Source organism: Pseudomonas sp. XP1, assembly GCF_053557675.1.
The window spans coordinates 182,288-209,275 of sequence record NZ_JBNRIJ010000006.1 but is presented as its reverse complement, the minus strand read 5'-3'; the positions used below and the strand labels follow the sequence as shown (position 1 = coordinate 209,275).

15 protein-coding genes are annotated in these 26,988 nt (G+C 64.0%); 6 read left to right on the top strand and 9 right to left on the bottom strand.

Translation table 11 applies throughout. From position 1 onward, the window contains the following. Positions 1 to 64: 64 nt before the first annotated feature. Positions 65 to 226: a hypothetical protein gene (locus ACK1U9_RS08520; RefSeq protein WP_173015129.1), complete on the bottom strand. Its 162-nt coding sequence runs from the start codon at positions 224 to 226 to the stop codon at positions 65 to 67. A gap of 140 nt (positions 227 to 366) precedes the next feature. On the opposite strand from ACK1U9_RS08520, the gene ACK1U9_RS08515 reads away from it, so the two are divergent. From ACK1U9_RS08515 to glgB, 3 genes are all read left to right on the top strand, one after another. Continuing rightward, a complete protein-coding gene (locus tag ACK1U9_RS08515) occupies positions 367 to 2,385 on the top strand; it encodes an alpha-1,4-glucan--maltose-1-phosphate maltosyltransferase (RefSeq protein WP_108479774.1) in 2,019 nt (672 codons plus the stop codon). Positions 2,386 to 2,556: 171 nt separating this feature from the next. Beyond that, positions 2,557 to 5,874, top strand: a complete 3,318-nt coding sequence (gene treS / locus ACK1U9_RS08510; protein WP_085599428.1) for a maltose alpha-D-glucosyltransferase — start codon at positions 2,557 to 2,559, stop codon at positions 5,872 to 5,874. Continuing rightward, on the top strand, positions 5,875 to 8,085 hold the full coding sequence (gene glgB / locus ACK1U9_RS08505; protein WP_046615633.1) for a 1,4-alpha-glucan branching protein GlgB: 2,211 nt from the start codon (positions 5,875 to 5,877) through the stop codon (positions 8,083 to 8,085). 117 nt (positions 8,086 to 8,202) lie between these two features. Here glgB and ACK1U9_RS08500 read toward each other — a convergent pair whose 3' ends face one another. From ACK1U9_RS08500 to glgA, 8 genes are all read right to left on the bottom strand, one after another. Beyond that, the gene (locus ACK1U9_RS08500; RefSeq protein ID WP_046615634.1) at positions 8,203 to 9,279 is read right to left on the bottom strand and encodes an autotransporter domain-containing protein; all 1,077 of its coding nucleotides are present in this window, start codon (positions 9,277 to 9,279) and stop codon (positions 8,203 to 8,205) included. A 300-nt stretch (positions 9,280 to 9,579) separates the two neighbouring features. Next, entirely contained in the window at positions 9,580 to 10,389 is an 810-nt protein-coding gene (locus ACK1U9_RS08495) for an endonuclease/exonuclease/phosphatase family protein (protein ID WP_046615635.1), read from the bottom strand. 183 nt (positions 10,390 to 10,572) lie between these two features. Then, positions 10,573 to 12,726, bottom strand: a complete 2,154-nt coding sequence (gene glgX, locus ACK1U9_RS08490) for a glycogen debranching protein GlgX (RefSeq protein WP_046615636.1) — start codon at positions 12,724 to 12,726, stop codon at positions 10,573 to 10,575. 155 nt (positions 12,727 to 12,881) lie between these two features. Continuing rightward, complete coding sequence (locus ACK1U9_RS08485; RefSeq protein WP_108481620.1) at positions 12,882 to 13,166, bottom strand: DUF2934 domain-containing protein; 285 nt, start codon at positions 13,164 to 13,166, stop codon at positions 12,882 to 12,884. Positions 13,167 to 13,180: 14 nt separating this feature from the next. Beyond that, positions 13,181 to 15,955, bottom strand: coding sequence for a malto-oligosyltrehalose synthase (locus tag ACK1U9_RS08480; RefSeq protein ID WP_449109823.1), 2,775 nt, complete (start codon positions 15,953 to 15,955; stop codon positions 13,181 to 13,183). After that, positions 15,952 to 18,021, bottom strand: coding sequence for a 4-alpha-glucanotransferase (gene malQ / locus ACK1U9_RS08475; RefSeq protein WP_108481619.1), 2,070 nt, complete (start codon positions 18,019 to 18,021; stop codon positions 15,952 to 15,954). Before malQ ends, ACK1U9_RS08480 begins: the two co-directional genes overlap by 4 nt. After that, positions 18,018 to 19,760, bottom strand: a complete 1,743-nt coding sequence (treZ, locus tag ACK1U9_RS08470; protein WP_108481618.1) for a malto-oligosyltrehalose trehalohydrolase — start codon at positions 19,758 to 19,760, stop codon at positions 18,018 to 18,020. The genes malQ and treZ overlap by 4 nt, the downstream gene beginning before the upstream one ends. A gap of 14 nt (positions 19,761 to 19,774) precedes the next feature. After that, complete coding sequence (gene glgA / locus ACK1U9_RS08465) at positions 19,775 to 21,334, bottom strand: glycogen synthase GlgA (RefSeq protein WP_449109822.1); 1,560 nt, start codon at positions 21,332 to 21,334, stop codon at positions 19,775 to 19,777. Positions 21,335 to 22,230: 896 nt separating this feature from the next. Here glgA and ACK1U9_RS08460 point away from each other — a divergent pair. The 3 genes from ACK1U9_RS08460 to ACK1U9_RS08450 are packed head-to-tail and all read left to right on the top strand — an operon-like array spanning position 22,231 to position 26,912. Further along, complete coding sequence (locus ACK1U9_RS08460) at positions 22,231 to 24,546, top strand: type VI secretion system Vgr family protein (protein WP_449109821.1); 2,316 nt, start codon at positions 22,231 to 22,233, stop codon at positions 24,544 to 24,546. A 38-nt stretch (positions 24,547 to 24,584) separates the two neighbouring features. Beyond that, entirely contained in the window at positions 24,585 to 25,946 is a 1,362-nt protein-coding gene (locus tag ACK1U9_RS08455) for a hypothetical protein (RefSeq protein ID WP_449109820.1), read from the top strand. A 9-nt stretch (positions 25,947 to 25,955) separates the two neighbouring features. Next, positions 25,956 to 26,912 (top strand): PoNi-like cognate immunity protein, encoded by a 957-nt coding sequence (locus ACK1U9_RS08450; protein ID WP_025339806.1) that lies wholly within the window; start codon positions 25,956 to 25,958, stop codon positions 26,910 to 26,912. Positions 26,913 to 26,988: the final 76 nt, after the last annotated feature.

Below are 26,988 nucleotides of genomic sequence, written 5' to 3'. Positions count from 1 at the left end.
CCGGGGGGGCGCGGGCGTGCCCGCGAAGAGGCCGGCCCTGCCAGCACAAGATCCTGGTCTACCCTTAAACCTTTACCGGTGGTTCCTGGCTCGGCGGGTCGCCCACCGTCGGCGGCACGGTCGGCTTGATCGGCAGCTCGTCCGGGTCTTCCTCCGGCACGGGCGGCGGCAGGCTCGGGTCGTCGATGTTGGGATCGGGAGTCTCCGGTGGAATGGGAATGTTCATGGCCTGACCTCGCTTGGGTGATTGAAGAGGTGCTGCAGGCTTCGACTCCTGGCAGCTGCCGTTCGCTCATTTTTTTTGAACCCCACGCCTGTGCCCGGCTCTGAACCCTTACCGCCACCAGCCTGAGGGAGCAAGGTCCGATGTCACGAAACGAGCCCTTCGAAAGCGTGCCCATGGCCAATGATCACCCGGACCAGGCCATCAGCCTGTCCCAGGCGCTGCTGGCGCCGCGCATCGTGATCGAAGACACCCAACCCGTGCTCGAAGCCGGCACCTTCGCCGTCAAGGCCATCAGTGGCCAACCGGTGGCGGTCAGCAGCAAGGTCTACAGCGACGGCCACGACCGCCTGGCAGTGATGCTCAACTGGCGTCAGGCCCACAGCCGGCGCTGGCATTGCGTGCCCATGCACTCGCCGGGCAACGACCTTTGGCTGGCCGAGTTCACGCCCACCGAACTGGGCCCGCACCTTTTCAGCATCGAGGCCTGGATCGACCCGTTCGCCACTTATTGCCACGACCTGGAGAAGAAATACCACGCCGGTGTCGAGGTGCGGCTGGAGCTGGAAGAAGGCCGATTGATGCTCGGCAAGGGCATCGAGTTGTGCAGCGGTGCCCTGCGCGAGGAGCTGCAGGCCTTGCAGCAGCGCCTGCCCACGCTGAATGCCGACGACCAGGTAGCGCTGTTTCTCGACCCCGCCACCGCCCGCCTGATGAGTGACGCCGAGCACCGCAGCTACCTGACCCGTAGCCGCGACTTCCCCGTCGATGTCGACCGCCCGGCAGCGCAGTTCGCCAGCTGGTACGAGCTGTTCCCGCGCTCGATCACCGACAGCCCCGAGCGCCACGGCACCTTCAATGATGTGCACGAGCGGCTGCCGATGATCCGCGACATGGGCTTCGACGTGCTGTACTTTCCGCCCATTCATCCCATCGGCATGCAGCACCGCAAGGGCCGCAACAACGCCCTCACGGCAGAGCCCGGCGACCCGGGCAGCCCGTATGCCATCGGCAGCGCGGAAGGCGGCCACGAGGCGATTCACCCGCAGCTGGGCAGCCGCGACGACTTCCGCCGCCTGGTGGCCGCGGCGGCCGAGCATGGCCTGGAAATCGCCCTCGACTTTGCCATCCAGTGCTCCCAGGACCACCCCTGGCTCAAGGAGCACCCCGGCTGGTTCAGCTGGCGACCGGACGGCACCATCCGCTATGCCGAGAACCCGCCCAAGAAGTACCAGGACATCGTCAACGTCGATTTCTACGCCCCCGAAGCCGTGCCCTCACTGTGGCTGGCCCTGCGCGACGTGGTGGTCGGCTGGGTCGAGGAGGGGGTGAAGACCTTCCGCGTCGACAACCCGCACACCAAGCCACTGCCATTCTGGCAATGGCTGATCGCCAACGTGCGCAGCCAGCACCCCGAGGTCATCTTCCTCGCCGAAGCCTTCACCAAGCCGGCGATGATGGCCCGCCTGGGCAAGGTCGGGTACGCGCAGAGCTATACCTATTTCACTTGGCGCAACCACAAACAGGAACTGCGCGAGTATTTCGAGCAGCTCAACCAGCCGCCATGGAGCCAGTGCTACCGGCCCAACTTCTTCGTCAACACCCCCGACATCAACCCGTACTTCCTGCACACCTCAGGGCGTGCCGGCTTCCTCATCCGCGCGGCGCTGGCCACCATGGGGTCGGGCTTGTGGGGCATGTACTCGGGCTTTGAACTGTGCGAAGCGGCGGCCTTGCCGGGCAAGGAGGAGTACCTGGATTCGGAGAAGTACGAAATTCGCCCACGCGATTTCAGCCAACCCGGCAACATCATTGCCGAGATTGCCCAGCTCAACCGCATCCGCCGGCAGAACCGCGCCTTGCAGACCCACCTGGGCGTGGCGTTCTTCAACTGCTGGAACGACAACATCCTGTACTTCGCCAAGCGCACGCCCGAGCGCGACAACTACATCCTGGTGGCAATCAGCCTCGACCCGCACAACGCCCAGGAAGCGCATTTCGAGCTGCCGCTGTGGGAGCTGGGGCTGGATGACAACGCCGAAACCCTGGGGGAAGACCTGATGAACGGCCATCGCTGGTCGTGGTACGGCAAGACCCAATGGATGCGCATCGAACCCTGGCATCTGCCGTTCGGTATCTGGCGCATCGAAAAGGCCCGTTAGCAAGGTACACGCCATCCCCTGTGGGAGCGGGGTTACCCGCGAAGCAGGCGCCGCGGAGCATGGCACCGGCTTCGCCGGTGTTCGCGGGTAAACCCGCTCCCACAGGGATTGTGTCAAGTCAGTTGCTTGTGCATTGGGGCCAGAGCAACCTGGAATTGAAAGGAGTCGCACATGGCCAAGCGTTCCCGCCCGGCAGCCTTCATCGACGACCCGCTGTGGTACAAGGACGCCGTCATCTACCAGCTGCACATCAAGTCGTTCTTCGATTCGAACAACGACGGCATCGGCGATTTCGCTGGCCTGATCAGCAAGCTCGACTATATTGCCCAGCTTGGCGTCAACACCCTGTGGCTGCTGCCGTTCTATCCCTCGCCACGCCGCGACGATGGCTACGACATCGCCGAATACAAGGCCGTGCACCCCGACTACGGCAACCTTGCCGATGCCCGCCGCTTCATCGCCGAGGCGCACAAACGCGGGCTGCGGGTAATCACAGAGCTGGTCATCAACCACACCAGCGACCAGCACCCCTGGTTCCAGCGCGCCCGCCACGCCAAGCGCGGCAGCAAGGCACGGGACTTCTACGTGTGGTCGGATGACGACCAGAAGTACGACGGCACGCGCATCATCTTTCTCGACACCGAGAAGTCCAACTGGACCTGGGACCCGGTCGCCGGCCAGTACTTCTGGCACCGCTTCTACTCGCACCAGCCCGACCTCAACTTCGACAACCCGCAGGTGCTCAAGGCAGTGATCGGGGTGATGCGCTTCTGGCTGGACCTGGGTGTAGATGGCCTGCGCCTGGATGCCATCCCCTACCTGATCGAGCGTGACGGTACCAACAACGAGAACCTCGCCGAAACCCACGACGTGCTCAAGGCGATCCGCGCCGAAATCGACGCCAACTACCCCGACCGCATGCTGCTGGCCGAGGCCAACCAATGGCCCGAGGACACCCGCCCGTACTTCGGCGAAGGCGAGGGCGACGAATGCCACATGGCCTTCCACTTCCCGTTGATGCCACGCATGTACATGGCCCTGGCCATGGAGGACCGCTTCCCGATCACCGACATCCTGCGCCAGACACCGGAAATTCCCGCCAACTGCCAATGGGCGATCTTCCTGCGCAACCACGATGAGCTGACCCTGGAGATGGTCACCGACCGCGAGCGCGACTACCTGTGGAACTACTACGCCGAAGACCGTCGCGCCCGCATCAATCTGGGCATCCGCCGTCGCCTGGCGCCGTTGCTGCAGCGTGACCGCCGGCGCATCGAACTGCTCACCAGCCTGCTGTTGTCGATGCCCGGCACGCCCACCCTGTATTACGGCGATGAACTGGGCATGGGTGACAACATCTACCTGGGCGACCGTGACGGTGTGCGCACGCCCATGCAATGGTCGCCGGACCGCAACGGCGGTTTTTCCCGCGCCGACCCGCAGCGCCTGGTGCTGCCACCGATCATGGACCCGCTGTACGGTTACCAGACGGTCAACGTCGAAGCCCAGGCCAACGACCCGCACTCGCTGCTGAACTGGACCCGGCGCATGCTGGCGGTGCGCAAGCAGCAGAAGGCCTTCGGCCGCGGCAGCCTGCGTACCCTCACGCCTAACAACCGGCGCATCCTTGCCTATCTGCGCGAGTACACCGACGCCGATGGCAACAGCGAAGTCATCCTGTGCGTGGCCAACGTTTCCCGCGCCGCCCAGGCGGCTGAACTGGAATTGTCACAGTACGCCGACAAAGTACCGGTGGAGATGCTCGGCGGCAGCGCCTTCCCGCCAATCGGCCAACTGCCGTTCCTGCTGACCTTGCCACCCTACGCCTTCTACTGGTTCCTGCTGGCCAGCCATGACCGCATGCCCAGCTGGCACATAAAGGCCACCGAGGGGTTACCCGAATTGACCACACTGGTATTGCGCAAACGCCTGGAAGAACTGCTGGAGGCCCCCTCCAGCGATACCCTGCAAAGCACCGTTCTGCCCCAGTATCTGCCCAAGCGGCGCTGGTTCGCCGGCAAGGAAGGGCCGATCGACCAGGTGCGCCTGTGCTACGGCGTGCGTTTCGGCACGTCGACCACACCGGTGTTGCTCAGTGAAATCGAAGTGCTCAGCGACGGTGTGGCCAATCGCTACCAACTGCCGTTCGGCCTGCTGCCCGAAGAGCAGATCAACAGCGCACTGCCACAACAGCTGGCCCTGTCACGGGTGCGCCGAGCCCATCAGGTTGGCCTGATCACCGACGCCTTCGTCCTCGAGCCGTTCATCCGCGCGGTGCTGCGTGCCTGTGAGAATGGCATGCATCTACCGTGTGGCAACGGCGAGGGCGAGTTGCGTTTCGAAAGCACGCAGCAGTTGGCGGGCCTGGCGTTGAACGACGAAAGCAGCGTGCGCTATCTCAGCGCCGAGCAGTCCAACAGCTCGGTGGTGATCGGCGACCAGGTGGTGCTAAAGCTGATTCGACGGGTCAACCCGGGTGTGCACCCCGAGTTGGAAATGAGTGCCTACCTGACCGCCGCAGGCTTTGCCAACATATCGCCCCTGCTGGCCTGGGTCAGCCGGGTGGACGAGCAGGGGGCGCCACACCTGCTGATGATCGCCCAGGGCTACCTGAGCAACCAGGGTGACGCCTGGGCCTGGACCCAAAACACCCTGGAGCGGGCCATCCGCGACCAGATGGAGCCCTCCAGCCTCGACGCCGATGCGCACACCGATGCATTGGCCGAGCTCACCGGCTTTGCCGCCTTGCTCGGCCAGCGCCTGGGCGAGATGCACCTGCTGCTGGCCGCACCGACCAATGACGAGGCCTTCCAGCCGCGCCCGAGCGATGCCGACGACAGCGAACGCTGGAGTGCGCAGATCAGCGCAGAGCTCACCCATGCCCTCGACCTGCTGGCCCAGCACCGCGACAGCCTCGACAGCGAAAGCCAGGCGCTGGTCGACGACTTGCAGCAACAGCGCGACGGCCTGGCCCAGCACATCGCCGAGCTGACCCGCCAGGCCCAGGGTGGCCTGCTGATGCGCGTGCATGGCGACCTGCACCTGGGCCAGGTGCTGGTGGTGCAGGGCGACGCCTACCTCATCGATTTTGAAGGTGAACCGGCCCGGCCGCTGCAAGAGCGTCGGGCAAAACACAGCCCGTACAAAGATGTCAGCGGCGTGCTGCGATCCTTCGACTATGCTGCTGCCATGATCTTGCGCAGCGCGTCTGCGGTCGACCTTTCCGACCCGGCGCGCCAAGCCCGGCAACGGGTTGCCAGGCAGTACCTGCACCAATCGCGGCATGCCTTTGTCGAAGCCTATGGCCTGGCCACCGCGGCCATGCCTCACGCCTGGCAACAGGCCGAGGGCGAGCGTGCCGCACTGGAGCTGTTCTGCCTGGAAAAAGCTGCCTACGAAATCACATACGAAGCCGAGAACCGTCCGAGCTGGCTGGCCGTGCCTTTGCATGGCCTGCATGGACTGATCAGTACCTGGGGAGAGTCATAGATGAATGCAACCACGCGTGAAAACGGCGGCCTTCGGCAACGGGACCTCGACGCCCTGGCCCGCGCCGAGCACGCCGATCCATTTGCGGTACTCGGCCCCCATGGCGACGGCGCGGGCGGGCAAGTGGTCCGCGCCTTCCTGCCCAACGCCCTGAATGTGCGCATACTGGCCCGACATGACGGGCGCATCCTCGCCGAAATGGAGCAGGGCAGCCTGCCGGGGTTGTTCACCGCGCACCTCGATGAGGCACACCCGTACCTGCTGCAGATCGGCTGGGCCGGTGGCGAGCAGGTCACCGAAGACCCCTACAGCTTCGGCCCGCAACTGGGCGACATGGACCTGTACCTGTTTGCCGAAGGCAACCACCGCGACCTGTCCGGGCGCTTCGGCGCCCAACCCATCCAGGTCGATGGCGTCGATGGCGTGTGTTTCTCGGTGTGGGCACCGAACGCCCGGCGGGTGTCGGTGGTGGGTGACTTCAACAACTGGGATGGCCGTCGCCACCCCATGCGCCTGCGCCACAGCGCCGGGGTGTGGGAGCTGTTCGTGCCGCGCCTGGGCGTGGGCGAAACCTACAAGTTCGAGGTGCTGGGCAAGGACGGCATACTGCCCCTGAAGGCCGACCCGCTGGCGCGCGCCACCGAACTGCCGCCGAGCACCGCATCCAAGGTGGCAGGGGCGCTCAGCCACGACTGGCAAGACCACGACTGGATGGCGCAACGTGCGCAGCGCCATGCCTACAGCGCGCCGCTGTCGATCTACGAACTGCACCCAGGGTCGTGGCGCTGCGAGCTGGATGAGGCGGGCGAGGTCGGGCGCTATTACAACTGGCGCGAGCTGGCCGAGCGCCTGGTGCCGTACGTTCAGGAACTGGGCTTCACCCACATCGAACTGCTGCCGATCATGGAGCATCCGTTCGGCGGCTCCTGGGGCTACCAGCCGCTGTCGCTGTTCGCGCCTACTTCGCGCTACGGCAGCGCCGAGGACTTCGCCGCCTTCATCGACGCCTGCCACCAGGGCGGCATTGGCGTGCTGCTCGATTGGGTACCGGCGCATTTCCCCACCGACGAACATGGCCTGGCGCGTTTCGACGGCACCGCCCTGTACGAATACGACAACCCCCTGGAGGGCTACCACCAGGACTGGAACACGCTGATCTACAACCTTGGCCGCAACGAAGTGCGCGGCTTCATGATGGCTTCGGCGTTGCACTGGCTGAAGCACTTCCATATCGACGGCCTGCGCGTCGATGCGGTGGCTTCGATGCTGTACCGCGACTATTCGCGCAAGGCCGGCGAATGGGTGCCCAACCGCCACGGCGGGCGCGAGAACCTGGAGGCCATCGATTTCATCCGCCACCTCAACGGCGTGGCGGCCCACGAGGCCCCGGGTGCGCTGATCATCGCCGAGGAATCCACCGCCTGGCCCGGCGTCAGCCAGCCGACCCAGCAGGGTGGCCTGGGCTTTGCCTACAAGTGGAACATGGGCTGGATGCACGACACCTTGCATTACATCCAGAACGACCCGGTGCACCGCACCTATCACCACAACGAGATGAGCTTCGGGCTGATCTATGCCTATTCCGAGCACTTCATCCTGCCCATCTCCCACGACGAAGTGGTGCACGGCAAGCATTCGCTGATCGACAAGATGCCCGGCGACCGCTGGCAGAAATTCGCCAATCTGCGTGCCTACCTCACCTTCATGTGGGCGCATCCTGGCAAGAAGCTGCTGTTCATGGGCTGCGAGTTCGGCCAGTGGCGTGAGTGGGACCATGACGGCGAACTGGACTGGTACCTGCTGCAGTACCCTGAGCACCAGGGTGTACAACGTCTGGTCGGCGACCTCAACCGCCTGTACCGCGAGGTGCCGGCATTGCACGAGCAGGATTGCCAGCCGCAGGGGTTCCAGTGGCTGATTGGTGACGATGCGCAGAACAGCGTGTATGCCTGGCTGCGCTGGAGCAGCAGTGGCGAGCCGGTGCTGGTGGTGGCCAACTTCACCCCGGTGCCGCGCGAGGGGTATCGCATCGGTGTGCCGTTCGGCGAGCGCTGGCAGGAGCTGTTGAACAGTGATGCAGAGCTGTATGCCGGGTCCAATGTCGGCAATCTGGGGGTGGTGCAGAGCGACGCGATTGCCAGCCATGGCCAGCCGCTGTCGCTGGCCCTGAACCTGCCGCCGCTGGGTGTGCTGGTGTTGAAACCGGTCTGATCTTCTGCCTGTACTGGCCTCTTCGCGGGCATGCCCGCTCCCACAGGTACGGCGCCAGCCTCTGGCCTTGTGCTATCCCTGTGGGAGCGGGCGTGCCCGCAAAAGGGCCGAACCTGCCTACCACCGCATCCGCACCCCAAGGCTGCCAATCAACCCATTCAGATCATTGTCGTCCACGTCACTGCTGTAATCGGCACTGACAAACAGCGCCACCGAGGGCGTCACCCGCGCCACCAGCCCCAGCCCCAGTTCCACCGTGGTCGAGTAGCGTGAGCTGGAGATCTTGTCGACCTGGTCCAGCTTCACCTCATCGGCATTGCTGAAGTCATACCACACGTTGGTCCGCACATAGGGTTCGATTGGCATGCCGCGTACTTCATAACGCCCGGACAGCCTGGCGCCGACCCTGCCGCTCCAGCTCGGCTGGCTGTCGAAGGCCTGCAAGGTCTCTTCCTGCGCCCGGCTGCCGGGGAAGAACTGCTGGTTGATCAACTGCGCCTGCGGCTCGATCACCCAGCCGCCACCCAGGCCGATGGGGATGCCGCCTTCCAGCGAGAAGGTCATCGCGTGGCCGCTGTCGTCCAGGCGCTGGCCGTTCTCGCCACGGCCATTGACGTCGATGCGCGAGCCCATGGCCACGGCATCCAGGTGCCAGCCCTGTTCATGGGTCATGCTCCAGTACACTCCCAGGCTTTCACCGCTGAGGTTCACGGCGTTGCGTTGCTTGTCGCCCAGCAGCCGGCGCGTACCGTTGAAGTTGGTCTGCAGGTTGTTCTGCCCCACGAATATCCCCGCGCGGTGCACATTGCCCGCTGCAGTTTCACGCACGAACAGGTCCGGGCCGATCATCAGTTGCTGGCTGGGTGCCTCCAGCTGGTCCGGAGGCTGCGCGATACCGCGCGCAGTGTTGGGGAAGAACTGTGCCCACTGGCTGGCGACCAGATCCGGTGCAGGCTGCCCATGGCGCTCGCTCATCTTTTGCGAAAACGCGTTCAAAGTGCCGATACTCAAGCCACTGGCGCTGACCGGGTCGAGCGACAGCTGTGGTACTGCCGGTTGGTGCAGGAAACCGGGCGAGGTCGGGTCGCCCTGCAGTTCATACGCGATAGTTTCCACCGGGGTTGCCAGAAGCAGCGACGTGGAAACCGCGCAGAAAATGCTGTCGAAACGCAAGAGGTTCGAGGTTCTTTTCATGGCGGATCTCCTTTGTTTTTGTGTTACAGCCCGAGGACCTGGCCTGTTGTCACGAGCTGTACGGCAAAAACAGTGGGCGACCCAAACCAGCACGCCAGGCTTTCGCCAGCGCGCACGAAGGCGCGAGCTAGACGCCCGGCGCGAGATCTTTACTGCTTGATATGTTCAGCTAAGGAGAGGCGGCCGCTTGCGTCAAGAAAGTGTGAAGGAAGTGTTCAGGATGTGTGTGTTTGTTCAACGTGTTGAATCTTCTGATAAATCTGTCGGGTATAGCGGGGTTCGCTATTTGCCGTGGCATGGCTATGAAGAATGATTGCTAAGCCTGACTTCGACGGACAGCGGCAGGTGGTCCGAAAGGTGCGACCAAGGTTTGTGCCCCAGAATCCGCGGCCCATGGCTTTCGGCGTTGCGCAGGTAAACGCGGTCCAGACGCAACAGGGGCAGGCGCGCAGGATAGGTGCGGGCCAGGTGCCCGTGGTGGCGCTCGAAAGCCTCGTGCAGGTCGCGCTGCAGGTGCAGGGTACGGTTGCCGTGGGTTTTCCAGTCGTTGAAATCGCCGGCGATGATCACCGGGGCGTCGGCAGGCAGAGATTCGAGCAGCTTGCGCAGCAGTTGCAGCTGCTTCTGGCGGTGGCTTTCCAGTAACGACAGGTGCACGCAGATGGCATGCACCTGGTGCTGGCCGGGCACGTCGAGGATGCAGTGCAGCAGACCACGTCGTTCGGGGCCAGTGATCGACACGTCGAGGTTGCGGTGTTCGATGATCGGGTATTTGGACAGCAGCGCGTTGCCGTGGTGGCCGTCGGGGTAGACCGCGTTGCGGCCGTAGGCGAAGTCGCTCCACATGCTGTCGGCGAGGAACTCGTACTGTGAAGTCTGCGGCCAGCCGGGGTAGCGCGCGGCGTGGCGGTCGTGGCTGCCGAGCACTTCCTGGAGGAAGACGATGTCGGCCTGGGTGCTGCGCACCGCCTCGCGCAGTTCTGGCAGGATGAAGCGCCGGTTGAAGGCGGTGAAGCCCTTGTGGGTATTCACCGTCAGCACCTGTAGCCGCTTCACGGCCGGGGCCTGGTTGATACTGGCGAAACCTTTACTGCCGGCTTCGGGGTTCACGGTTACTCCTCAATGGCGGGTGCATGGGTGTTGTATGTCCCGGCCCTATCGCCGGCAAGCCGGCTCCCACAGGTAACGCACAGGCCCGTCGGCCAGCGGATTACCTGTGGGGGCTGGCTTGCCGGCGATGAAGCCAGTACAGGCAACCGATACACAATGGGACCGACGAGGGTCCCCCGGGGTTCACTCCTCATCACGCTGCAACACCATCAGCAGCAACGATCGCCCCTTCACCTCGAAGGTGCTGTCGAACTGCAGATGCTGCCCCTTGCGCAGCTCTGGCCGGTCGGTATCGACCAGGCAGCTCCAGTAATCCCCTTCGGGCACGGTCGGCAACTTGAACGGCACGGTGTCATGATGGGCGTTGACGATCAGCAACACGGTGGCCTCGGCACCTGGCCGGGCAATGCCGCTGACCTGGGCGCGGCCATCGATCAGCATGCCCAGGCAGCGCCCGTGCGGGTCTTCCCATTGCTCCACGCTCATCTCGTTGCCGTCCGGTGCCAGCCAGGTCACATCCTTGACGCCGATCGCCTCATTGTAGTCGCCCACCAGGAAGCGCGAACGGCGCAGTACCGGGTAGGCCAGGCGCAGGCGGGTCAGGCGTTTGACGAAGGCCAGCAGCTCTTCGCCCTCCTGGTCCAGGTCCCAGTTCACCCAGCCGATCTCGCTGTCCTGGCAATAGGCATTGTTGTTGCCGTGCTGGGTGCGGCTGAACTCGTCACCAGCGACGATCATCGGCGTGCCCTGGGCCAGCAGCAGGGTAGCGAAATAGTTGCGCATCTGGCGCATGCGCAGGGCATTCACGGCCGGGTCGTCGGTTGGCCCCTCGACACCGCAGTTCCACGACAGGTTGTTATCGGTGCCGTCCTGGTTGTTTTCGTCGTTGTCTTCGTTGTGCTTGTGGTTGTACGACACCAGGTCGCGCAAGGTGAAACCGTCGTGGGCGGTGACGAAGTTGACCGAGGCATAGGGGCGCCGGCCACGGTTGTTGAACATGTCCCCCGACGCGGTCATGCGCGAGGCAAAGTCGGCCAGTTGACCCTCGTCGCCTTTCCAGAAGGCCCGCACGGTGTCGCGGAAGCGGTCGTTCCACTCTGCCCAGCCCGGTGCGAAGTTGCCCACCTGGTAGCCGCCCGGGCCGCAGTCCCAGGGTTCGGCAATCAGCTTCACCTGGCTCAGCATCGGGTCCTGGCGGCAGGCGACGAGGAAGCCGTGGCGTTCGCTGTAGCCGTCGTGGTAGCGGCCAAGGATGGTCGCCAGGTCGAAGCGGAAGCCGTCCACGTGCATTTCGCCTGCCCAGTAGCGCAGCGAGTCGGTGACCAGCTGCAGCACGCAGGGGTGGCTCAGGTCCAGGGTGTTGCCGGTGCCGGAATCGTTGATGTAGTAACGCTTGTCGTCCGGCATCAGGCGGTAGTAGGAGGCGTTGTCGATGCCGCGCATCGATAGCGTGGGGCCGCGCTCGTTGCCTTCGGCGGTGTGGTTGTAGACCACGTCGAGGATCACCTCCAGCCCGGCATCGTGCAGGTGCGCGACCATTTCCTTGAATTCGGCGATCTTGCCGCTGGCCAGGTAGCGCGGGTGGGGGGCGAAGAAGGCGATGCTGTTGTAGCCCCAGTAGTTGTTCAGGCCCTTGTCCAGTAGGTGCTGGTCGTTGACGAAGGCGTGAATCGGCAGCAGCTCGATGCTGGAAACGCCCAGCTCCTTGATGTGCTTGAGCAACTCGTCATTGGCCAGGCCGGCGAAGGTGCCGCGCAGTTCTTCGGGTACCGCCGGGTGGCGCATGCTGATGCCACGGGTGTGGGCCTCGTAGATGATCGTGCGCTCCCAGGGGATCAGCACGCGCTGGTCGCGGCCCCAGGTAAAGGCAGGGTCGATCACCTTGCACTTGGGCACGAACGGCGCGCTGTCGCGCTCGTCGAACGACAGGTCGCCGTCGGGGTGGCCGATGGTGTAGCCGAACAGTGCTTCGGACCATTGAAGGCTGCCGACCAGTTGCTTGGCATAGGGGTCGATCAGCAGTTTGTTGGGGTTGAAACGGTGGCCGTTTTCCGGCTCGTACGGGCCGTGCACGCGGTAGCCATAGACCAGCCCTGGGTGCGCGTCGGGCAGGTAGCCGTGGTAGATCTCGTCGGTGTATTCGGGTAGCTCGATGCGTTCGATCTCGTGCTCGCCAGTGGAGTCGAACAGGCACAGCTCGACCTTGGTGGCGTTGGCCGAGAACAGGGCAAAGTTGACCCCAAGGCCATCCCATGTGGCGCCGAGGGGGAAGGGCAGGCCTTCGCGGATACGCGACGGGGCGACCGAGCGGGTTTTCTTCGGGGTGCGGGGGCTCATGGTGGTCCTCTAGTGGCCGTGGTGAAGGGGTGGGTTGTGTAGTCCTGTCCTGGCCCTATCGCCGGCAAGCCAGCTCACACAAGGTCTCCACAGGTCTCAAAACCGGCGCTGTACTTTGGGGACCTGAGCTTGCCGGCGATAGGGCCAGGAAAGGCTTAACCGGCAGAAGGCTTTTTCACCGCCCGGGTCTTTTTCGCCACAGCTGGTTTAACCCCCGGCAGGGCAGCCACTTTGGGCTCGGCAGGCGCCTTCGGCTCAGCGGCTGCCTTGGGCTTGGCCGGGGTCCGCTTGCGCGGCGCCGCCTTGGGTGCCAGCGCCTCGGCTTCGGCCAGCTTGCGCGCCATGTCCCAATGACGTTCTTCCTGGCCGGCGGGCTTACCCTCGGATTCCCAGATCTGGTAGGCAAATTCGCGGATACGCTTTTCATCAACACTCATCATGACGCTCCTGATGCTCAAGATTGTTGTATCAGCAGGTTGACCGGAAACTCCGCCAGCACGGCGCTCAACATCAGCTCCCTGGAAGAGCTGACCGCAGCACCGGGGAAAAGTCCCGTCGAATTGGCAGGCGACAAGGCAAACGGCAGGCTCACCCGGGTATCGTCCCAGTTCTGTGCCGGGATCAGGGGTATCGGTGCGCCTGCCAGCAGGGTACTGGCAAGGCGTGGCGCGATGATGACGGCCCGTTCGCCTTCGCCAAGGCGAGCGAACGCGACCACCTTGTCGGCATGCCGGCCGTGCACGGTCAGTGGCAGGTAGGCGCCACGGCGGAACAACTCGGCATGGGCCTGGCGGCAGTCCAGCACCCGGGCGATCAGCGCCTGCTTGAGGCGGCCATCGCGCCAGTGTTCCAGCAGCTCGGCTACCGGCGTTGCATCGTCCAGGGTGCGACGCCGGCAGGCGTAGTCCACGGCGCGGCGGTTATCCGGGTCGACCAGACTGAAGTCCCAGTATTCGTTGCCCTGGTACAGGTCCGGTACGCCCGGCGTGGTCATGCGCAGCAGGGCCTGGACCAAGCCGTTGAGGGCGCCAGGGCAGGCCAGCAGGTGCGCGGCGTCGGCCAGCGACTTGCGCAGCTGCTGGTTCTCGCCGTCCAGCAACAGCCCATCGATGTAGCGGGCGCAGGCGTTTTCGTATGCTTCGTTCGGCGCGCTCCAGCTGCTGCGTAGCTTGGCCTCGCGCAAGGCCTTCTGCTGCCACTGGCGGATGCGTTCGGCGTAGTGGCCAAGGGCGTTGTCATCGTGCAGCTCGAGGTCCAGCGGCCAGCTGCCCAGCAAGGTCTGCAACAGCATCAGCTCGTCGCCGGGGCTGGGTGCCGGGCCGTCATCCTGTTGCGTGCGCAACGGGGTGGCCAGTTCGCGCCAGTGTTCAATGCGGCTGGCCAGCCACGGGCCGCGCTCGCTGAGCACGGCCAGGCGTGCACGGGTGTCTTCGCCGCGCTTGTGGTCATGGGTGGCGCTGGCCAGCAGGTTGTCGGGGAAATCGCGCAGGCGCCGCTGGGCCTCGTTGTGGAAGTGCTCGAGCGGGGCGCTGAAACGCTCGGCGTCGAAGCCTACATCGTTGCGCGACAGCAGCCGCGCGCTGCGGTAGAACGCAGTATCTTCCACGGCCTTGGCGGCACTGGGCGCGGTCAGTTGCTGGAAGCGCACGCAGGCGTGGCGCAGCTGCTTGCGCGCCCGGCCTGCTGGCAGGCTGCGCCAGGCTTGCCCGCCCAGCCATTGTTGCAGGTGCTCCAGCAGCGGCCAGTCGGCTTCGCCCAGATCCTGCCGGGCATTGGCCAGGGCCTGCTGGAAAAACCCTTCGTCCTCTGCCGGGCGCCCGCAGGCATTGAAGTAGGTGCGGTACACCGGGTAATGCGCGACCAGTGCCTGCAAGGCGCGGCGGATCGCACCCAGGGTCAGGTCGCGGGTCATCAGGTCGTTGCGCGCCACCTGCAACAGCGCCTGGGCCACCGACTCGCAGTCGCCGGCCAGGCTGGCATTGAGCACCAGGTGGCGGGCCTGACGCACTTCTTCGGGGAAGTCGGGGCGTTCGCTCACACTGGCCCACAGCTCGGTCAGCGCGGCTTCGCCCGCCGGGTCGTGCTGCAGCAGCGAGACCTGGTTCATGAATTCATAGCCGGTAGTGCCGTCGGTAAGCCAGTCGCGGTGCAGGTGCTCGTTGGCGCCGAGGATCTTCTCCACGTAGATCGGGAAGTGCTCCAGGGCAGCGTTCAACGGCCGCCGTGCCAGCAGGCCATCGACCCGCCGTCGCAGCTTGCGACAGTAACCGCGCGGGTCGGCCAGGCCGTCGATATGGTCGATACGCAAGCCGTCCACCAGGCCGCGCTCGATCAGCTCGAACAGCTTGGCGTGGGTGGCCTCGAACACCGCCGCGCGTTCCACCCGCAGGCCGCCCAGCTCGTTGATGTCGAAGAAGCGGCGCCAGTTGATGTCGTCGGCGGCGGTGCGCCAGCTGGCCAGCCGGTAGGTCTGGCGCTCCAGCAGCAGGTGCAGGCGCTTGAAGCCATTCTCGCTACGGCTGTCGAACGCCATCAGGGCCGATTCGAGGTCGGCGCCTTCGCCTGCCAGGCGCACCAGTTCGGCTTGCAGAGGCAGGGCGTCGGCGAGCGGCGTGGCCGATGCGTTCAACGCGGTGAAGCGTTCGGCCAGGGCCTTGAGTGCCGGCTCCGGGCTGAGGGCGAGAATCCAGCCATAGTCGACCGGGCAGATCGGGAAGCGGTGTTGGTAGTGGGCAACCTGCAGTAGCCCATGGTGCTTGTCGAACTCGAGCGGTATCTCGCCGTTTTTCAGTGCCATGCCATAGTCGCTGGCGAGGAACGGCAGCAGCAGCTGGCCGGCCAGCAACGGGTCGCTGGAGTGCCACTGGATGTCGAAGAATTCTGCATACGGGCTGCGCCGGCCCCAGGCCAGCAGGCTCTGCCACCAAGGGTTGTCGGCACCGCCCACGGCCATGTGGTTGGACACCGTGTCGAGGATCAGCCCCATGCCGTGCTGACGCAGGGCGGCGACCAGCCGTTGCAGCGCCGCTTCGCCGCCCAGTTCGGGGTTGACGCAGGTCGGGTCGACTACGTCGTAGCCGTGGCGCGAGCCGGCGCGGGCCTTGAGGATGGGCGAGGCATACAGGTGGCTGATGCCCAACTGGGCGAAGTACGGCACCAGCGGCACAGCGTGATCGAGGGTGAAGTCACTGTGAAACTGCAGGCGCACGGTCGCGGTCAGCGCTTTCATCGGTCACGCTCCCAGGCCTGTTCGCGAGCCTGGGCCAGGAGCTCCAGGCGCCGCGCGGCGTCTTCGTCGTCGAGCAGTTCACGTACCGGCCGGGCGAAGCGCCGACGCCAGTTGGGGTGGCCGGCGGTGGTACCGGGCAGGTTGGGTTGCTCGTCGCAGCCCAGCAGGTCTTCCAGCGGCACCAGCACCAGCGGTGCGCGGGTGTGGCCAACGTAGCGGATGGCGGCGTCGATCAGCGCGTCGTTGTCCGGCAGCGTGCCGTAGTTGGCTTCCAGGGTACGGCGCAGGCCATCGTGTTCTTTCTGCCGGTCGTGGCGCCAGTGCAGTTCGGTGGCGGCATCGATCAGTTGCAGGCGGTGGCTCCAGTCAATGTCGCGGTTTTCCAGCCAGCCGGCCAACGGCGCCAGGTCGTGGGTGCCGGTGGTGGCCAGGGCGTTGTCCGGCCAGTCGAGAATCGGCTTGAAATGGCCGGGCTGGGTCTGCTCGAAGGGCAGCACGCGCATGCCCAGCACGGCCTTGGCCGCCAGTTGCTCGCGCAGGCCTTCCGGCACGGTGCCCAGGTCTTCGCCGAGGATGATTGCCTGGTGGCGCACCGACTCCAGCGCCAGCAGGCGCAGCAGGTCGTCCAGCGGGTAGTTGAGGTAGGCGCCTTCGCTGGGCTTGGCGCCTTGCGGGATCAGCCACAGCCGGCGCAGGCCCATGACATGGTCGATGCGCAGGCCGCCGGCGTGGGCGAGGTTGGCCCGCAGCATTTCGATGAAGGCGCGGTAGCCGTTGCGCTTGAGGCCCTCGGGCGAGAAGGCGCAGATGCCCCAGTCCTGGCCGGCACGGTTGAGGATGTCGGGCGGCGCGCCTACATTCAGCCCTGCCAGCAGCTCGTCCTGGCGGCTCCAGGCCTGGCTGCCGGCACCGTCGGCGCCCACCGCCAGGTCAGCGATCAGGCCGACCGCCATGCCGTTGCCGCGTGCCGCTTCCTGGGCGCGTTGCAGGCCCCGTTCGGTCAGCCATTGGCAGAAGGCATGGAACTCGACCTTGGCCGGGTAGGCGTTGGCGAAGGCCTCCACTTCCGGGTGGTATGGGTCGTGCCAGGCCTTGGGCCAATGGCGCCAGTCGGCGCCCAGGCCATGCTCCACGGCCTGGGCCTGCAGCACCTCAAAGCGGCAATGGTGCTCCAGCGCCTGGCCACCGGCTTCGCGGAAGCTGTCGAAATCCTTGCGCAGTGGGTGGTCGCCCTGGCTGAAACCCTGGTACAGGGCTTCGAGCAGGCGTTGGCGGGCGCTGGCGGCACGCGGCCAGTCAACCAGCGGGCTTTGCTCCAGGTCTTCCAGCTGTTGCTCCAGGCCGCAGGCTTCGATGGCCACGCGCACCTCCCGCTCGCCCAGCAGCGCGGCAGGGCTGGCGTACAGGGTATTGAGCAGCAGGCGGCTGGAGGGCGAGTAGGGGCTGTAGTGCGTCTGGTCGATGGCCGACAGGGCGTGGATAGGACTGATGGCCAAGGCATCGGCGCCGCGCTCGGCGGCTGCGCGGGCCAGTTGTTCCAGGGCCAGGCAGTCGCCATAGCCGCCATCGCCGGGGCGACGCAGGCTGTACAGCTGCACCGCCAGGCCCCAGCAGCGCGGGGGCGGCTGCTGCACCCGGTCTTCGAGGCTGTAGCAGCATGGCGGGGCCACGGCCACGGTGAAGCGGCGGCTGTCGATTTCCACCTGGTGGTAGCCGGTGGGCAGTGCACCGGGCAGGCGGGCCTGGTCGTCGAGGCTGAGGGTGAGGGCGCTGTGGTCTTCCAGGGTGCAGTGCGCGACGCTGGCGGCGCTGAAGTAGCGCGCCAGTGCCAATGGCTGGCCGAGGTCGACGGTCAGCAACGGCGGCAGGTGCTCACTGTCTTCGGCAGCGTCCACGGCGCGCAGGCTGGCGGCAATGGCGGCGTCATCGCTGGCTGGGTGGCCAAGGCCTTCTAGGATGTTGCGCAGTACCTCGTCGCTGACACGCTGGGGCCGGGCATTGGCGTCGATCCAGTCGCGGCTCAGCCCGACGCGGGTCGCCAGGCGGTGCAGGGCGGTTTCGCTCATGGGCGCTCCTGGGCAGGGGGAAGCAGGCTGACCACGCAGCTGTATGCGGCCAGGTGGGTATCGGGGTGCCGGGTGTCGCTGCTGTCGAACAGGCGGTTGGCCGGCGCGGGCAACTCGACCCCCTGCGGGGTGGCGGCCAGGTTCAGGTCGATGCGCAGGGTGGTGCCATTGCCCAGGCACCAGCGTGCGGTCAGGGCCTTGTCGCCGTGTACTTCGGCGCCCAGCGCGCGGCTGCCGGGCAGGTGCGGTATCACATGGCGGCGGCGCAGTTCGAGCAGGTGCTGGTACAGGCCGTGCCAGCCGGCGATCACATCCTTGCCTTGCGGGCGGGAGGCCTCGAAGGTCTGTTCGGCGTTGGGGTCGGGAATGCGTTGGCGTTGTTCGGGGTCGGCAAAGGCGGCGAAATGGGCGAACTCGCCGCGCCGGCCTTCGCGCACGGCATCGGCCAGTTGATCATGGAAGTCGGTGAAGAACAGGAACGGTCGGCAGCTACCATCGTCGTCGCCCATGAACAGCAGCGGTATCATCGGTGCCAGCAGCAACAGCCCGGTGGCCGCCCGCAGCGCCTGCGGTGGGCACAAGCGGGTCAGGCGTTCGCCCAGGGCACGGTTACCGACCTGGTCATGGTTCTGCAGGAACAGCACGAAGGCGCTGGGCGGCAGGTGCGCGCTGGGCTCGCCGCGGGGCGTGCCATGGCGGTTGGCCTGGCCCTGGAACACGAAACCTTCGGCAAGGCAGCGAGCCAGCTGGTCGATGGGGCGCTGCTGGTAGTCGGCGTAGTAGCCTTCCGTTTCGCCGGTCAGCAGCACATGCAGGGCATTGTGACCGTCGTCGTTCCACTGGGCATCGAAGCCTTGTTCCAGCAGGAAGGCCTGGTTGTGTTCGTTCTCCAGTACCAGCCATACGTGGCGGCCCGGTTCCACGGCAGCGCGTACCCTTTGCGCCAGCTCGATCAGGAAGTCGGGCTGGTCGATGGCGTGCACGGCATCCAGGCGCAGGCCGTCAAAGCGGTAGTCGCACAGCCACATCAGGGCGTTCTGGATGAAGTATTCGCGCACCTGTGGGCGCCGGAAGTCGATAGCTGCGCCCCAGGGGGTCTGCCGGTCCTCGCGGAAGAACGGGCTGGCATACTGGTGCAGGTAATTGCCGTCGGGGCCGAAGTGGTTGTACACCACATCGACCAGCACCATCAGCCCATTGCCATGTGCCTGGTCGACCAGCGCACACAACTGCTCGGGGCTGCCGTAGGTGTTTTGCGGTGCATAGGGCAGCACGCCGTCGTAACCCCAGTTGCGCTCGCCGGGGAACTGCCCCAGCGGCATCAGCTCGATGGCGCTGATACCCAGCTCGGCCAGGCGCGGCAGTTGCCGGGCGACCCCGGTGTAGCCGTCGAGCAGGCCCACATGCAGCTCCTGTATGACCGCTTCGTGCCAGGGCCGGCCTTGCCAGGGATGTTGCCAGGCATAGCTGGCCACATCCACCACCTGGCTCGGCCCCTGCACGCCGTCGGGCTGGTAGCGTGAAGCCGGGTCGGCCACCTGCAGTTCACCGTCGATACGGTAGTGGTAACGGTCACCGGCCTGGCACGAGGCCACGCCGGTGTACCACCCTTCATCGTCGGGCAACAGCTCGACGGCCGGCTGCTGCTCAAGTTCCACGCTCACGCTGCGCGCATCCGGCGCCCAGAGGGCGAAGCGCGCCGACGTGGCGTCCAGCAGGTGTGCGCCATGTCTGTGCATCTTCAAATCCCCGTTCAGTAATGGCTGTGCTGCGCCTGCTTGACCAGGTCTTCGTACAGGCGTGCGTAGGGTTCCACGGCCTGGCACCAGTTGAACGGTTGGGTCATCGACAGGCAGCGCATGGCGTTCAGCAGGTCCTTCTTGCCGTATACATAGAAGGCGCGGCTGAGTGCCTGGCGATAGCTCTCGACGGTGGACTCGTTGAACAGGAAGCCGGTGACGCCGCACTCGATGGTATCGGCCAGGCCGCCAGTGTTGCGCGCCACCGGCAGCGAGCCGAAACGCTGCGCGTACATCTGGCTGAGGCCGCATGGCTCGTAGCGTGACGGCATCAGCAGGAAGTCGCTGCCGGCGAACATGCGCCGCGCATCGGTTTCGTTGAAACCGATGCGTACGCCGATACGGCCCGGGTGGCGTAGCGCCAGTTCGCGCATGGCCTGCTCTTCTTCCGGCTCGCCACGGCCGATGATCGCGATCTGCCCGCCTTGCTCGACGATGTAGTCGGCCACACCCAGGGTCAGGTCCAGGCCTTTCTGGTAGACCAGGCGCGAAACCACGGCGAACAGCGGGCCTTCGGAGGGCTGCAGTTTGAACAGCTCGCGCACTTCCTGGGCATTGCGCGCCTTGCCTTCCCAGTCGTTGATGCTGAAGTTGTGCTGCAGGTGCTTGTCGGTGGCCGAGTCCCAGCTTTCGTCGATGCCGTTGGGAATGCCGCCGAGCAGGCCTTGCTGGGCTTTGCTGGCGAGGAAACCGTCCAGGCCGCAGCCGAATTCCGGGGTGGTGATTTCCCGGGCATAGGTGGCACTGACCGTGGTGATGTGGCTGGCGTAGGCCAGGCCGGCCTTGAGGAACGACAGCTTGCCGTAGAATTCCATGCCTTCTTGTTGCATGGCATGTTCGGGGATCGCCAGCTCCGGGCTGCAACCGCGGCTGTACACGCCCTGGTAGGCCAGGTTGTGGATGGTGAACAATGTTGGCGTGCTCAGCCCGCGCCAGTGCATGTAGGCCGGTGCCAGGCCGGCAGGCCAATCGTGGGCGTGCACTACTTCGGGCTTCCAGTGGATCTTGCCTTCGCCGGCGGCGATTTCGGCGGCGGCAAGGCCCAGGCGGGCGAAACGGATGTGGTTGTCGGGCCAGTCGCGGCCGTTGTTGGCACCATAGGGAGTGCCGTCGCGCTGGTACAGCTCGGGGCAGATCAGCACATAGATAACCAGGCCGTCGGCCATGTCCATGCGCCCGATCTTGCACGGCGGCAGAGCGGCGTGGCCATCCAGCTCACCGACAATGTGGATGGGGTTGTCGCTTTCCATCACCTGGCGGTAGCCGGGGATCAGCACTCGCACATCGTGCAGGTGGGCCAGTGCCCGGGGGAGGGCGGCGGACACGTCACCCAGGCCACCGGTTTTCACCAGGTCGGCGATTTCCGAGGTCACGAACAAAATCTTGCGCTTGTTGCGGTTGTGCTGGCGCTGGGCGCCGGGTGCCTTGCCTGTCGTGGCGAAGTCCGGGGTGAGCGGCTCGCGGTTGTCCGGGTTGAATGAATCTACGTGAGGCTCGACAGCGGCACTGATCATACTTCTCTCCATCCCTATGCTTGGCCGGGTGCTGGCACCCGTGGCAATGTTTCGTGTTGGTTCTCTCTGTTTCTGGATTCTGCGTAGTGCATTCCATGCCCCAAGGTCGTGCGCGCAGGCACGGCGCGATCGGCATTCCCGCCGAAGGCGATTGGGCTGGTGGGGTGTGTGGGCCGAGGCTGGGAAGTCCCTTTGCGTTTGGCCTACTTAGTTCCTGACCTGCCCGCGTTCCGTAAAGTTCGACTTTTTTTCGTCACTCTTCCGTTGAGCAAATGGCGGGCCGAAAACCGAGTGTAGGAGAGAAAGAGATAAAAATGTGACCCGCTGGTCACCATTGTCGTGCCGCGGAGTAGACGCAAACGTTGGCGGTTGTGACCGGATGTGAATGCAGGGGAGGGAGCGGTTGATGAAGGGCAGGCGGGCTGCCCCATTACTGATAGTCGCGCACCTTTTTGGTGCGCTTGAGGGGGTCAGGGTCATCGCCTTCCAACAAAATGGTGCATTTCGGAATCTCAATGTTTTCAGGAAGGTGAAAGGGGCTGTTTCGCGATCTTTTCAGTAACTGTCCTTATTCTTTTCCTAATTTGAATTTTTGGTGTTTCTGAGAGCGGACTCGCACGCGCAAAATTTTGTAAGTTGATGCTTTAGGAAATTTCCTACGAAGTCGTCAATGCATGAAACCCATCGTTCCTGTCATGGCGGGGCGGTACGGTTTAAGTTGCTCTTCAGTCACTGCCTCATCCTCACTGTCGTCATCGGTCAAGTCCGCCAATGCCACGGATCTAGCCGGCTTGGACGTTGGCGACGGGCAATTTTCATTCGACGTACTCATCTTGAAGAAAGCCAGGATGTGGTTGTTTTTTCGCCGGTAAACATGATGGCGGGTAGAGCAACTCATGAAACACTCGGACTTTCGTTTCGGATTTCAGGCGCTCGCCGGGCGCACGGAGTTCGAAGTGGTTTCATTCAAGCTGGAAGAAGCTATCAGCCAGCCATTTGTGCTGAGCCTTGAACTTGTCAGCTACGACAGTGATGTCGACTTCGGCCAGGTGCTCGACAAGCCTGCGCTATTCACCCTTTATTGCGCAGGCCGGCCACTGCGTCATGTGCATGGCTTGGTCAGTGCCTTCAGCCAAGGTGAAACCGGCTTCTGTCGCACGCGCTACCACGCTGTGGTCGAGCCGCAGCTGGCCCGCGCCCGCTTGCGTTCGAACTGGCGAATCTTCCAGCAGAAAACCGTACCTCAGATTCTTGAACTGATGTTCAAGCGTCAGGGCATTGCCCGGTTTGAGCTCAATAGCAGCGCCGATCACCAGGTGCGTGAGTTTTGTGTCCAGGCGGGGGAAACCGACCTCGACTTCATCCATCGCCTCGCCGCTGAAGAGGGCTTCGTCTACCGCTTTGCACACTGCGCCAGGCACCACACGCTGATCGTTACCGATCGCCTGCTATTGCTTGGGTTGCTCAGCCGGGGCTCGCTAAAGCCCGTAGATGATGAGGCGCTTTGGCTGGATGAAGATGATCTCGGCCCCGACAAGGTGCTGTACCACGCCAGCAGCGGTGGCGACCAGGCCCGTACCTGCCTGCGGCGTTTGCGCTACTGCGAGCAGGTGCGTACCGCGCAGCAGGTGCAGCGCGACTACACCTTCACCAACCCGGCCTATCGCCAGGAGCACAAGGCTCAGGCCAGCGGAATCACGCACCAGTCGCTGGACTACGAATTTTTTGATTACCCGGGGCGCTACAAGCGCGATGCGGTCGGCAAGCCCTTCACTGAAACGCGGCTGACGGCGCTGCGTCATGACGCCCTCCTGGCCGAAGTACAGGGCGATGACGTGCGCCTGCAGCCAGGCCTGAGCTTCACACTCGTCGGCCACCCGCGTGAAGACCTCAATGTGCACTGGCGCGTAATCAGCCTGTGCCACGAAGGTACGCAGTTCACCAGCCTGCAGGAAGAAGCCGTCGGCGCCGAACAAGGTACCCGCTATGTGAACGATGCGCTGCTGGTGCAAGGCATGGCCGAATGGCGCCCGGCACCCTTGGCCAAGCCGCGTATCGATGGCCCGCACATGGCCACCGTGGTCGGCCCGCCGGGCGAAGAGATTTTTTGCGACCAGTGGGGGCGGGTCAAGGTCAGCTTCCCCTGGGACCGTGAAAGCAGCAACAACGAATTCAGTTCCTGCTGGGTGCGGGTGTCGCAAGGCTGGGCCGGTGGCAGTTGGGGGTCGATGGCCATTCCGCGTATTGGCCAGGATGTGATTGTCCAGTACGTCAATGGCGACCCGGACCAGCCGATGATCACCGGGCGCACCTACTGCGGTGACCAGCTGCCGCCTTACGACCTGCCCGAACACAAGACCCGCATGACCATCAAGAGCCAGACCCATAAAGGCGATGGCTTCAACGAGTTGCGCTTCGAGGACGAACTGGGGCGGCAGGAAGTATTCATTCATGCCGAGCGCGACCAGAACAACGTCGTGAAACACAACGAAACCACGCTCATCGGCAATGATCGTAGCGAGCGCGTCGAGCATGACGAAGTGGTGCACATAGGTGGCAACCGCAGTGTCAAGGTCGGCGCCAGCAAGAGCGAAACGGTCGCCCTTGGCAAAGTCGAAAGCATAGGTCTGGGCAAGTCGTTGGCCGTTGGCGGGGCGTTGAGCGTGATGGTTGGCCTCGAGGCCAGCGAGCAGGTCGCGCAGGACAAGCGTGTGCAGGTCGGCGGGCAACTGCGGGTCGATGCCAATGACGATGTGTCGATCACCAGCCATCACGGCCATGTGCACATCGACAGCCGAACGTCGCTGACCCTGAGTTGCGGCGGGGCGTTCATCAAGCTGGTTGATGGCCGCATCGAAATCGGTTGCCCCGAGCCACTGCTGTTGCATGCCATCGCCCAGGTAAAGGCGCCTGCACGTTACGGCGAGCCGCCTGCACCGTCGCAGGAGGAAATCGAGTTTCGCCTGGTGCATGCCGACGGTACGCCGATTGCGGGCACGGCCTACGTAGCGACGTTGTCCGATGGCACCCAGCGCCAGGGTATGGTCGACCAGAACGGCTATGCCCGCCTGGCTGGCGTTACCCCCGGTTGTAGCGCCCAGGTGCGCTACGAGGTTGGCCAAGGTTCGCTGCAGCTGACGACCGCAACCGAGCCGGATGCTGCCCTGCAGGCATTGCTTGCCGGCTGTACCTCGGCAGGTGGCCAGCCATGAACTCTGCTGCTGACTGGCTGGATGAAGCGGTGGAAAGGGTGGCAGGTGGCTTTGGCTGGCTGCGTGACCTGGTGCTGGGCGAGTTTGCCGAGGAACGGCCACTGAGCGTGGTCATTGCCGACATGCTGCTGTCGTTGGTGCCTGGGGTGGTGATCGTGCTCAGTGCCCGTGACCTGGCCGCAGTGTGCCTGCGCCTGGGCAAGCGCTACACGGCGGATGGCAGCCAGGCAACGGCGCAGCCGCCACAGTGGCAGGAGTGGGTGCTGCTGGTCGCCTGCCTGATTACCTTGATCGCGCCGATCATCGGTGCCGTGGTGGGGGCGGTGGGTACGCCCGTGGGCTCGGTGGCAGGTGCATTGGTCGGCCAGGAAGCGGCAGCGTTTCTGCGAGGTTTGTGCCTGCTACTTATCCGTGAAAGCCAGATCATCTTGCGGACCGTGGTTGCGTTTCTTGGCAAGTTCACCCGCGGCAGCGTGGAGTTCTGGCTTCGCCAGGTCAGGTTCACGAGCTATGAAAAGGATTTGCTGGCCTATCTGAACCAGTTCTTGACCAAGGTCATGGCTGCAACGGCAAAGCTTCGCAGCTACCTGGGCAACTGGCCCTTCAACCAGGCGGCCTCGCACCTGTTGGTGCGGCTGCAGGCCATGGAAGCGCAGTTCTACGCGGTGCAGGTGCATGCAGTGCGGGAAATCCCACAGGCGCTGATGCAACTCGACGCCAGGTTGGCCAAGGTGCTGGAACAGGCCAGCGATCTGCCCGCGCAGGTTGCGCAGGCCGGGGTGCATGCGCCTAAGCCGGTGCCCATGGCGATGAGTGGTGGGCGGGTGACTTCTGGCATTGGCATGCGTCCGCGTTACCTCGAGCGCCCCGAGGGTGCGCTCGGCCCGCCAGTGCCCACCTCTGCGGCTGCCGCCACGCATGGCGCCAATGTGCACGTGTTCGATCATTCGACGGCGACCCGGGCGCAGAAGGGCATTTATGGGGAGGTGGTCAGTGATCAGTACATGCTCGGCAAAGGCCATGAGAACCTGCTGTCGGCCGCTCGTGGGCCTCGCAGCCTGGAAATGAAACCCACCGGGCGCGGGCTGGATGGCGTCTATCGTAATGCCCATCCACCGCCGCCGTTCATCATTACCGAGACCAAGTATCGAACGGGGGGCGCGTTTTCGCCGGGTAGTTTGCCGGTTACAAAGGGGAGTAAGGGGTTTCCGAGTGCCAGGCAGATGAGTGATGCGTGGATTGAGCCGAGACTTGACTTGAATCTTGGGAAAAAACAGGCGGAAGAAGTTGCATTCGCCGGATATGAACGTTGGTTAATGATCGTAGATGAAAGTGGTGCGGTAACGAAAATAGTCAAGCTCGACGAAAATGCTAAATTTATCGGTGAAGTGATCAAATAGGGGTGTGTAATGACTGGATTTGATCGGGTCAAGCGTGAGCCTTTTTTGCAAGAGGCAGCCTATCTCGATAGTGTTTCTTTTTGGAAGGAGAATTATGTAGAGCGCCAAGCTGAATCTTTTCTCAAGATTGAGCGTCCCGAGTATGTAAATGTCAAGATGTTGAGCTGGAGGTGGTGCTTTCAGTCTATGGAGTTACTCATTGCTCTTTATTCGGGGGGAGAGCCCGTTGAAGCGCTTGAGTTTTACGCGGATCACATGTTTTCCCAGTTTCAACGTCACAAGCAAGCTTATCCGGCTTTCAGCTTGAAACTGTGGGAGCCGGATGCCTATCAGTACACACTCTGGCTTCTATCGTTTGCAGTGCTGTTCAACAAGCCCGGGCGCATCAGGCAAATCGCAGGTTTTTTGAGTGAAGCCCCAGATGACGGTGAGGACATTCTGTTGCGGCAACTGTTTTCCCGTGTGGGGGTGACGATTCCCGGGAGTACGTTGATTCATGAGCGCCCCTATCATGAATTGCTCAATGCCGTAACTACCGAGAAGGATGAGCAGCAACAGGCAGTGCGTAGTTACCTGAAGCAGTGGTATCGAGGCATGCGCAACTGTTATTGGCATGACCGGCACAAGGCACGAAGCGATGCGGGTTTCTTTGGCTATTGGGCATTTGAGGCAGGATTGGTCACTGTGTTGTGGGGCGTCGACGATACGCCCTATAGAGATCTTCCTTTCTACCCGAAGGATTTGGTAGACGATGCTCGCAAGCGTCAAGTTATCAAAAGCTTCCCTGAACAACTGCAAAGCGCGCCGTATTCGGATGCACTTGCCAGGTCGGGCGAAATTTGCCCGCGCACGGGTGTGTGGGTATGTGATGAATGGGCGGTGGGGCCTCAGACATTCATGCAAGGCGTAGAGATGCCGAGCGAAAATGGGCGCTCTCTGGTTTGGCGCTTGGTGAAAGGCTTATAGCGTGTGTGGGGCGATTGGCCAATTCGACAGCACCAAGCGCGACCCGTGGATGGACGAGCAGCGTTACCTAGCCTCG